The sequence below is a fragment of the Paenibacillus sp. PL91 genome (assembly GCF_012935325.2).
GTDB lineage: Bacteria > Bacillota > Bacilli > Paenibacillales > Paenibacillaceae > Pristimantibacillus.
In genome coordinates this window covers 351,679-362,020 of record NZ_JABBYG020000008.1, presented here as the reverse complement: position 1 = coordinate 362,020, position 10,342 = coordinate 351,679, and the positions used below count along the sequence as shown (strand labels likewise).

5 protein-coding genes are annotated in these 10,342 nt (G+C 50.0%); 2 read left to right on the top strand and 3 right to left on the bottom strand.

Features of this window, described 5'->3' with window-relative positions:
• Positions 1-117 (top strand): IS3 family transposase (locus tag HI950_RS37045; protein WP_411268111.1); only part of this gene is annotated, 117 nt, incomplete at its 5' end.
• Between the two features lie 395 nt (positions 118-512).
• Here the strand turns inward: HI950_RS37045 and HI950_RS20170 are convergent.
• Both HI950_RS20170 and HI950_RS20165 read right to left on the bottom strand, forming a co-directional pair.
• Positions 513-800, bottom strand: a complete 288-nt coding sequence (locus HI950_RS20170) for a HesB/YadR/YfhF family protein (protein ID WP_169088109.1) — start codon at positions 798-800, stop codon at positions 513-515.
• A gap of 207 nt (positions 801-1,007) precedes the next feature.
• A complete protein-coding gene (locus HI950_RS20165; RefSeq protein WP_169088107.1) occupies positions 1,008-1,970 on the bottom strand; it encodes a VanW family protein in 963 nt (320 codons plus the stop codon).
• Between the two features lie 138 nt (positions 1,971-2,108).
• Here HI950_RS20165 and HI950_RS20160 point away from each other — a divergent pair, with 138 nt between their 5' ends.
• The gene (locus HI950_RS20160; protein ID WP_169088105.1) at positions 2,109-3,293 is read left to right on the top strand and encodes a hypothetical protein; all 1,185 of its coding nucleotides are present in this window, start codon (positions 2,109-2,111) and stop codon (positions 3,291-3,293) included.
• An 85-nt stretch (positions 3,294-3,378) separates the two neighbouring features.
• On the opposite strand, the gene HI950_RS36780 is transcribed toward HI950_RS20160, so the two are convergent.
• Positions 3,379-10,260: a rhamnogalacturonan lyase family protein gene (locus tag HI950_RS36780; protein WP_169088103.1), complete on the bottom strand. Its 6,882-nt coding sequence runs from the start codon at positions 10,258-10,260 to the stop codon at positions 3,379-3,381.
• Between the last annotated feature and the right edge of the window lie 82 nt (positions 10,261-10,342).

Below are 10,342 nucleotides of genomic sequence, written 5' to 3'. Positions count from 1 at the left end.
AACGAGATTTACAGATACATTGAATTCTTCTACAATCGCAAGCGAATTCACAGTGCACTGGGCTATTTGTCACCGGTCCGCTTTGCTGCACAATTCAATAAGAGAAAAGCAGGATAATTTGTGTCCACTTTCTTGACGGAGGTCCAAAACTCCCGTTAATTCATGAGAATTTAGAGGGAGATCAAGATCAACAGGAATTTCTACCGTTAATCTCTTGTATTTAGTACAATTTCGCTGAACGAGCACCGATTAAAGTGAGATTTTCCAGCTAAATGTCCAATCTGGCCTCTTAGAGGAAAATTAGATGGCGTATTTCCTGTTCATTGTTCTCAGCAGAAATAATTAGAGGAAGCTGCAGTTATTTATGATCCCAGAAACGAAAAAACGAGCCTTAGAAATGCTTCTAAAGGCTCGTTTTCGTCTTATTATTTTCGGAAAAAATAGCGTCTCTGAGAACCAAGTACAATGGCCCTTTGTTTTAAGATACAGCTTTTCTTTGAAGAGGAATGGTATTATTCCACAGTCATTTTGATTTCTTCATACTTCTCGTCAAATGAGATTCGAAGCGACTTATTTTCCAAATACCACAAATTATCTTCTTCTATATAATAAGTAATGCCATCTACGTCATCGCTTAAACCTATACTTCTCGGCTCATCCTTCGTGACGCCAAGCGAAAGACCTGGGTGAACGCTGCCACAGCCTCCCAAGCGGACATAGATACGAACCGACTCCCCATCCGTTAATCCCATTTCCGTCTTATACCAGTGTGCCGCCGACTGTTCCACAACCAATTTCATCGCAGCCATCTCCTTCCGCTTCTGTCTAATCTCCATCATTACGAATATGCGCAATGGTGTCAACCCTTAAAGGTAGGTACCCTTAAAATCCTAGACCCCGTGTCAAATAATCATAGTCTTCTTTTGGGTCGATTCCTATCTCTTTCATTACGTTAATTTATAACCGCAACAAAAAAAGCAAACCAGCCGCAACTGGTTTGCTCTTCTTCACCGATTCGCTTCATTTTCTTGATCGATTTTCTGCTTCGAGCCGCTGGCGTCCATTTCTGACTTGACTTCCTCAGGCAGCTTCTTAGAGGCGCTTGGCACTTGTCTTCTCTTCTCATTTATATCGTCGGATGAGCAGATGACGATGCTCACCTGACCATTGCTCGCATAGGCGCGAATAAGAATCGGCTGGTCGTACTTATTTTGAAACACGAAGTCTGGACCGTACCAGCTTACGGTCGCATCGCGGCCGGGGGGCACATATTTCACATTGCGGCTGTGGGAATAGCGTTTAACAATTTTGAGTCCGGCACGATCCACTGCATTAAAGAGCGTCGACGATATTTGGCAAATGCCGCCGCCAACGTCCTCCGACATCTCTCCCCTAACGATGACAGGAGCTCGCAAATACCCCTTCTCCTTCGTTCTCTTTCCGACAACCTCATTGAATGAAAAGCTTTCATTAGGAAATACAACATAATTATTGATTGCTTTTGCCGCTAAACTTACATTATGAGATCGATTTTTGTTGCTGGCGTTGTAATATGTAGCATACTGTCCAATCCTTTTGACCTTTATCGCCGATAAAAGCTCGCTATCCACTCTTGGATAAACCGTCAACATCGGAACCTCCAGCTTCGAAAATCCACCTTCAAATATGAAGCTGTAAAATTGCTCCGTAAACATTTTTCGGTCAAGCCTGCTTCCCGCATGCTCAGCCAGCACTCTCCCAGCACCGTCAAGCGTCGCGTTTATCGGCGGCTTCTGGACACGCTTTTCTAATTCATCCATAAATATATTTAGCTTATCCTGATCAATTAGCGGCACGCCTGGAAGTGAATCGCTGAACTGAGCCCGATTCATCTCTACGATGGCATGGCCATCTTGCTCGATGACCAGAGGATCAGGATAATGACCTTGCTGAAACATCATTAATACGACCAAAATCCATTGAAGTCCCATTTCCGTTAATCCCCCCCATATGGTTAGTATCCAAGGTAGTATGAATCATTTTGATCAGAAACATACGCGTTCATGTCTACATAATTAACAGCAGAATAGTTGAAAATAATTAGTAAACGTTAGGATGGAGGGGAGCGCGTGAAACGAATAGGTAGGCAAGAAGCTGTCGTTTTAACGTTAATTCTCATAGCAATGCTGCACTTGCAGCCACATTCCGCATCAGCACAAGCTTTGAACCATAAGCCTAAAATGTCGGATAAAAAGGTTCAGCAAGGTACACTTACGATAACTGTTCGATCAAGCCCGCATGCTGCATTTATCAGTGATCTCAAAATTGAAAGCCGCGCAATAAATGCCGCATTGCTTGAAGCGAAGCAAATGCCTGCCGCAGATGCCTCGGTATTCCCCGATATTGACATTGCACTGCTTCAGACGGGCGGCGTGAAGCATTACCGCTTGGAGCGTTCTGGCCAGCTTTGGAATGAGTCAGCTGCCGTGAGAACGATTTTGCCGAAAAAAATTTCCGAGAAGCTTGTGCGATTAGCTAATGGTCTTCGCATGCAGCATTATGGTCGATTGATTTCGTGGCAGGAGTCGCAGCAGCTGCTTCCGAACAAAAGCATATTTTCGGTGACTGAGCTCGAAACGGGATTAACGTTTCAGGTGCAGCGGCGGGCAGGGAGCGATCACGCCGACGTACAGCCCTTAACAAAGGAAGATACCCGCGTTATGAAGCAAATTTATAATGACAGATGGAGCTGGAAAAGAAAGGCAGTGCTGATTCACTCCAGCGATGCTTGGATCGCAGCGTCAATGAATGGCATGCCGCATGGCGGGGACGGCATTCCGGAGAATGGCTTCTCCGGCCATTTCTGCATTCACTTTCAAGGCAGCTCGACACACAAATCAGACCACCCGGACCCCGCTCATCAGATGATGGTTCATAAGGCTGCTGGGCAAGTACAGCCTTATTTGGACACCTCCAGCCCGCTAGTGCTGGCAAGAAGCTTCATTGAAATGCTGTACCATCAGGACCATGAAATGCTGCTGCTGCTTGGCGAGGAATTGCCTAAGGAGAAGCTTGATTCCTTCATGAAGCTCATGGAAACGCTGGTGTCGATTAGGGAGCAGACTCCGCCAAAGGCTAAAGGCAAGGAATCTTCGTCAGATGACAGCAATCTTGGCGAAGCTTTGACGACTGAATTGAAGCTGCCCGTCTCGATTCATCAGCTAAACATGCCTCGCCAAAATGGCTATTACACTTTTCTTTTTAAAAGGGAATCATCTAAGTCGCCTTGGCGAATTCAAGATATAAGCAGCTAACGAATAATCACAAAAATATCCCCATAGCTTGGCGATCTCTCTGCTATGCAGGAGCTCGCTCGCTATGGGGATTTTAGATTTTACCCTATTCTACTCTGCTCAAAATCGAATAAATAACTTTAGCCGCTTCTGCTCTTGTTGAGTAGCCGTTCGGAACAAATTTGTCGCCTGCCATGCCGCTAAGGATACCCGCTGCCTGCATATCTTGCACAGCCTTGGCGGCATAATCTGCAATGTCTGCCTGATCCGCGAACAAAGTCTCGCTTCCGCCCGTCAGCTTCATATTAGCAAGCTCAGCTGCCCGGTACGACATTACCGCCATATCCTGCCGCGTAATCCGCTCATTAACGCCAAAGGTGCCGTCAGACTTGCCTTTTGCGATGCCGAGCTTTTCTGCCGCAGCGATTGCGCTTGCATACCATGCTTCTTGCGGAACATCGCTGAAGCTGCTGCTTCCTTCGCTGTCCTCTAGCTGTAGAGCAAGCATAAGCATTTTGGCGAAGGCAGCCCGCGTAACCTGACCATTCGGACGGAAGCTTCCATCCTCGTAGCCGCTTACGGCACCGCGTGCTGCTAGTGCCTCAATCGAATCGGCTGCCCATGCCGCCTGGTTTAAATCGGAGAATTGAACTGCTGTATGCATACTCGAGTAATAGCTAAAATGATTCGTCTTAAAGGTGGCCATCCCCGTTTTCGCATCATACTTGGCATTCCGAATGACCTCTAGCTGACCATCGTCCGAGATGTAGTACACGACGACATTGCCCGGCTTCTCGCCTGGCTTCAGCACATAAGGAATACTAACCTCTACCGCCTGCTTGCCGCCTGCAAATTCACTGATTTTTTCCCCGCCTACAAATAAATTAAAATCATAAACGACCGCATCTGAGACTTGCTTGCGTACTTCTTCGGGAAGATCGGATGGCTGCAAAGCAGCAACGGTAAGCTTTAATGCTTCCGAAGCGGAGCCTGCCGCGCCTAGCAGCGCCTTGCCCGAGAAGGTTACTTTAGCCACTCCCGTATCAATCGTTAGACGGATTTGTTCCTTCATGCTTACGCTTGCTAACGCTCCTCCGGGAATGTTCACCTCTACCTCTTTGGTTTCAGTATTACCGTTCACCTTGATGATTACCGTATGGTTGGACGAGGCATCTACTGCTTTTTGCAGCTTCGCGGCGTCGACAGCAGCAACCGCTTTGCCGTTCACCGTCACAGCTTCAACCGCAACTTCATTGCTCGCAGGCAAAGGAGTTGGCGTTGCTTCTCCTGGCGAATCCGGCATTGGCGTTGGAGTAGGCGACGGTGATGGCGATGGCGTAATGACCGGATTAGCTTTAATCGTAATGAGCTTCTCCCCTTTGACGCCGGTTCCTCCGTCTGCTGCTGTCGCTATAACCTTGACAATGCCTTCCGCTGCTGCAAGCAGCAGGCCGTCTGCTCCAATAGCAGCTAAATTCGTAACGCTGCCATCTTCATTTGCAACCGACCATACGACGGATTGAGATCCCGTGGAGCCCATTTGAACCTCTGCGTACATCTGCAAGGTGCTGCCTGCGCCGACTGATTCTGCTTGCCCTGCTGCTGTAACCGTTATAACGGCAGCGGGTGCATGAACATAGTGAATGCTCTGCGCTGCCAGCGCTGCCATGCCATCGCCCAAATAGAAGCTTGGATGCGGCGGCTGATTGTAGCTGACATTTTGCCATGCTACGCCTAGTCGATAATTCGGATCATGCATCAGCGTGCGAATGCGATAATCCGTTTGATCCACAGTTGAGTAGATTCGGAATTCGCTGCTATCTTCAGCGCGCCACATGACCTCCTCTCGCCAATCTCCGAACAGGTCGGCCTGCAGGCTTGAGTTGGCTTTCGTTGAGTTATTGCTAGCCGAGCCCGTTGCCGTTAATAGATTAATAGTAGCCGTATTGGCGTAATCCCACTTATCAATGCGATTGTAATCCTGCAGCTCGCGCAGCAGATCGCCGTCCCACCAAACGCCAAAGTTTGTCGAGGTAGGAATGCTCGTCGTCATTTTTTCACCCTTAGCGCTGTATAGACCCGTAACCGGAATATGCTCGGCGCTCACGATATTGGCGCTCCACATCTCCTCTCCCGGATACCTTGGATCAAGATCTGCAGACAGCCCCCGACCGGTATCAACGCCCGTATGAATGCCCCAAATGACTTCGCCGGTTTTCGCATCCTTCAGATCCATCCCATACGGAGCATCGGTATGCTCCTGTACAGCGAATATTTCAAGCCCCGGACGCTCTGGGTCCAAGTCGCCAAAATGCATCGCGTCGCCATGACCAAGTCCGGTATAGTAGAGCGGTTTGCCGTCATCGTCAATCCCCATCGATCCAAAATGGATCTCGTCCTTGCCGTCGCCGTCCGAATCTCCTATCGATAGATTATGATTTCCTTGACCGACGAAGGCGCCGTAGCCTTCATCGTTGGAGTCGAACACCCATCGCTTCGTCAACTGCCCGTTTCGATAATCATAGGCTGCAAGCACGGTACGCGTGTAATAGCCTCTGCTGAAAATCATGCTCGGCTGCTCGCCGTCCAAATAAGCGACCGCCGCCAGGAAGCGGTCCACTCGGTTGCCGTACGCATCTCCCCATGCAGCGACATCACCGCGGGGCGGATCATACTCCGTCGTGGCAAGCGCCTTGCCCGTCGCGCCTTCAAACACCGTTAAATATTCGTTTCCTAGCAAAACATACCCGGTGCTGTTCCTGTGATCCTTGCTCGGATCGCCAATCGCTTTGCCCGTTCCGTCGATGGTGCCGTCTGCCGTCTTGAACGTAACCTCGGCGCGGCCATCGCCGTCCATGTCGTACACCATGAACTGCGTATAATGCGCTCCGGCACGAATATTCGGCCCTAGATTGATGCGCCACAAACGAGTTCCGTCCAGCTTGTAGGCATCCATATACACAATGCCCGTATAACCGGCTTGTGAATTATCCTTGCTGTTCGATGGCGACCACAGCATTACGATCTCGTAGGTTCCATCGCCATCCAGATCGCCAACGCTCGCGTCACCCGCTGAATAGGAGTAAGGCTGCCCGTCCTTCGTATAGTCGTCGGCAGGCTTTTGCAGCGGAACCGATTTGTACTGCTGCTGCCAGACGCCAAAGCTGCCCGTTGCCTTCTGCTCGATATTTTCTACAACCGAAGCAATATGGTATACGGAAGCATCCGTGCCTGCCGCGTCCACATAGTTCGTGCTCGTTGTCATCAATGCCTCATTCAGCTTAACGCCGTCACGATAGACGTTAAACCCGATTCCATCCGGATCGAGGCCAAGCATGCGCCAGCCAATGTAATTGCCATTCTCTGTCTTAATCGCGACAGGTGAACGGTCCAAATATTCCATCGCCCGCACCAGTGTTGTAATTGCCTCTGTCTCAAGCGCATTCGACAGCTCAGAAATGCCGCCCTCGTTCACCGAGGCTACTTTGTAGAAATAAGGAATCGTCGTCAGCACGGTGTTGTCCGTATAAGCTGTAGTGGACGATTTTCGGATCAGCGCATAAGTCCCGTTCGCTTCCTCGGCACGATAAATATTGTACATTCTTGCCTTCGAAGCGTCCCATGTGAAGCTGATTTCGTTTTTGTGAATCGAAGCGAGCGCCAGCCCCGTTGGGATTGCTGCTTTTGCCACATTCGGATCAATCATCGATACGGAAATCGCATTAGAGACCACCGATTCGAAGCCCGTATTGTCTACTGCAGTTACCGTGTACACATATTCAAGCCCTACATCGGCGCTCGTATCCGTAAACGTGGCCAATGCCGTCTCTCCCAACAGTTCTATACTGCTGGCTACTGTCGCCTTGCGATAAACGTTATATTTTACCGCATCCGCAACTCCTGTCCATGCAAGCTCTGCCTTAATCGGATCGCTGCTGAGGTCAAGATCGGTTAGCTCAAGCTGAGTAGGAGCCAGCAGCAATGGCGTAATTTCAACCCCGTTCAAGTGAGCCGTCGTGCCGCTTAAAATCATATTCAGCTGTCCATCCTTGACTGCGATCATGTTGAACACTCGCTCAGCAATATTTTCCTTGCCTGATGAGACTGTGCCATAGTCTTTGCCTTCGATGTTTATATTGGTTTTAGTCGAACCGATCCAGTCTCCTGTATAGGTTTTGACCGAGTAATAGCCATTTGGCAAATCAACTTTGAATGCATAGCTTTTGCCAAAATAAGCTACGAAGTCGCGTCTTAGCGCATCCGTACCCGTACCGCGATCGCGGTCGATCATGCCCGCACTGTCTGTAATGCCATATCCACGCTCAGCCGTATAAATCGTATTGCGGGTCACTTCGGTGTAGCCTGGCTCTACGACGCCACCGATCGTTCCAAAATCATACTTATACTCTGCTGCCTTCGTTTTGATGAATACGGACTCGGAAGGGAGCGATTCTCCTTTGCCATTCACCGCAGTTACGTATACATAATAGCTGCTGCCTTCTACCAGACCGCCCATATTCAGCGTTGGAATGGTAGATGTGCCTATCATCGCATACGCGCTGTCCGTTTCGGTTGAGAGCTTGCGATAGATTTTGTAAATATCCGCCGTAGCCGTTTTGTCCCATTTGAGCAATGCACCGGCGTTGCTGATGCTGCCTGCCAGCAATCCGGTTGGCTTAGCAGGCACGTCATCTGGCAGCACAATTTCCTTAACCTCCTGCGCCAGCGGCAAATCCAGCTGATTGATCGCACCGGAGAGCAGGCGTGCAAGCTGAATCGCGCCATATTCCTGAAAATGCGTATCGTCGGCAGAGCCGTTCGGGAACGCACCGTAAACGCCGGCTGGCGTATGCAGGAACACGGATAAGGTAGCTGCCGGTCCGATCGAATCGTAATAGGCAATGCTCAGCGTGCTCAAATCTACGAGATCAACGTCCAGCTCCTGCGCGACCTCCTTCATCGCTTGCACGTACTCGGGGAAGCTTACGTTAAATTTGCCTGTCTCCGCATTGAAGCTGCGCCTGCCCATCGGGGTGACGAGAATCGGCGTCGCTCCGCGCTGCCTTGCGCCGTTAATGTACGTTTTCAAATAGTTTTTGTAATCGGCCGGGGACGCATAACGGTCCGGCACACTGATGGTCGCGTCATTATGTCCAAATTGCACGAGGAAGTAATCGCCCGGTTTAATCGCTCGCAGCACCTCGTCCAAGCGGCCCTCGGATATAAAGTTTTTGGTGCTTCGACCGCCGATCGCATGATTTTTGAAAATAACATTATCAGAGAAGAAGCTTGGAATCATTTGGCCCCAGCCCGCTTCAGGGAGCCAATAGGAATCATAGGTTTGTACCGTAGAATCGCCCGCGATATACACGGTAGGCAGTTCTCCTGCGGTACGCGCTGCTTTCTTCGTGATGACGAGCGCGTTTATTTTGGGAGCGGTGCCCGTGAACTCGAAGTTCAGCTGTCCGTCCACTAGCGCGATGTCGAAGCTCATTTCAAGAAATTGGCCCGCTGGCCTAACCGCATTCGCGTCTAGACGCTTCACCTTTTCGATGCTTTCGGCTTTGATGGAAATATCGGTTACGTCATTCAAATCCCCAGCTATGAGAGACACGGTGTAATCCCCGTTTGGAAGATCCACGATAAAGGCTGTGTCTTGCACGATGCTGAAGTCTGAACGCAGCGCATCCGCCGTTCCGCGGTCTACGAAGCTAACCTTAGCCGGGTCGGCAAAGCCGTATTTCCGATCCGCAGTATAAGCAATGGGCGATGCAACGGACACATAGCCTTCGGCGAGCGCTCCTTTACCAAAATCAAACCGTTTCACATCACCCTCCGGCAACGTTACAGGGGGCACATAAACCGAGCTGATCGCAGCATTTGAAAAATCGGATAAACCTTGCTCGTTTACCGCTTTTATTTTGTAAAAATGCACTGCGGATGTGGTTGCGGTTGGATCGGAAAAAGACAATGCCGCCACTTCGCCGATTTCTGAATAAGTTCCTGCTTCTGTATCTGAACGATACAGCTTATAAGCTGTTGCTCCTGCGGCAGCTTCCCAAGTCAGCAGTGCAGAGTCAGCATGCACTTCGGTTACAGCTAGTCCTGTCGGCACAGCTGGCGCCTGCGGCGCTGTGATCAAAGCAGTTCCGCTTGCCTCGCTTAGCGCAGACTGCTGGCCGAACGCATTGCCTGCCGCAACGTAATAGACATAGCTGTTCCCGGCACTCACACTCGTATCCGTGAAGCTATTGCCGCTCACTTGCTCGGCTATTGGATTGCCTGGCTCACCGCCGTTAGTTGCACGGTATACATGATAATAGACGGCATCCGTCACCGTTGTCCATTGAAGGGAAACGCCGCTGGCGCTCACGCTGTTAAGTACGAGACCCGTAGGTGCCGATGGAAGCTGCTGCTCGATGATAGCACCGTTCAAAACGCTGAACGTCCCATCGCCTGTCAGCTGGATATTCATTTGTCCATCGGTAACGGTCGCTTGATACGTCTTGCTCTCAACTGCTCTTCGGGAGTTTATTTGCTCTTTAACTTCATTCTCAATCGTTACCTTCGTTTTGTAGGTGGAAGTCGTTTGAAGAAGATCGCCCGAATATAATGTCACCTTGTAATGGCCATTTGGAACATCGGCCTTAAACTGGAAGGTCGCGCCGGTTCCTCCCAACACAAAATCGTTAAGCATATTGTCCGGCGACTCTGCTGCGCGATAACGAGAGGCTAGATTCATATCCAATCCGTAGCCTTGCTCAGCCGTATACAGGGTCGTGCCGGTTATGCCGATAAAGCCGTCCGCTACGGGTCCTCCAGAGCTTCCCGCTGGCGCAGGAGCGGAACCAAAATCAAACCTCCATGTCTGCGGCTCCGTTGTAGGCGAGGCCTTCGCTTGCTGGATCGGCAAGCCTGATAGAATCGTGTAAACAACCATAAATACTGCCAATGCCAATGACATGCTCCGTTTCCTTCGGTTACTCATACAGCATTTGTTCCCCTTTCATAGATGGGATAATGTGGGCGGCAAATATTTCTGGCAGTGTAAAAATCAAGCTCATCGAGTG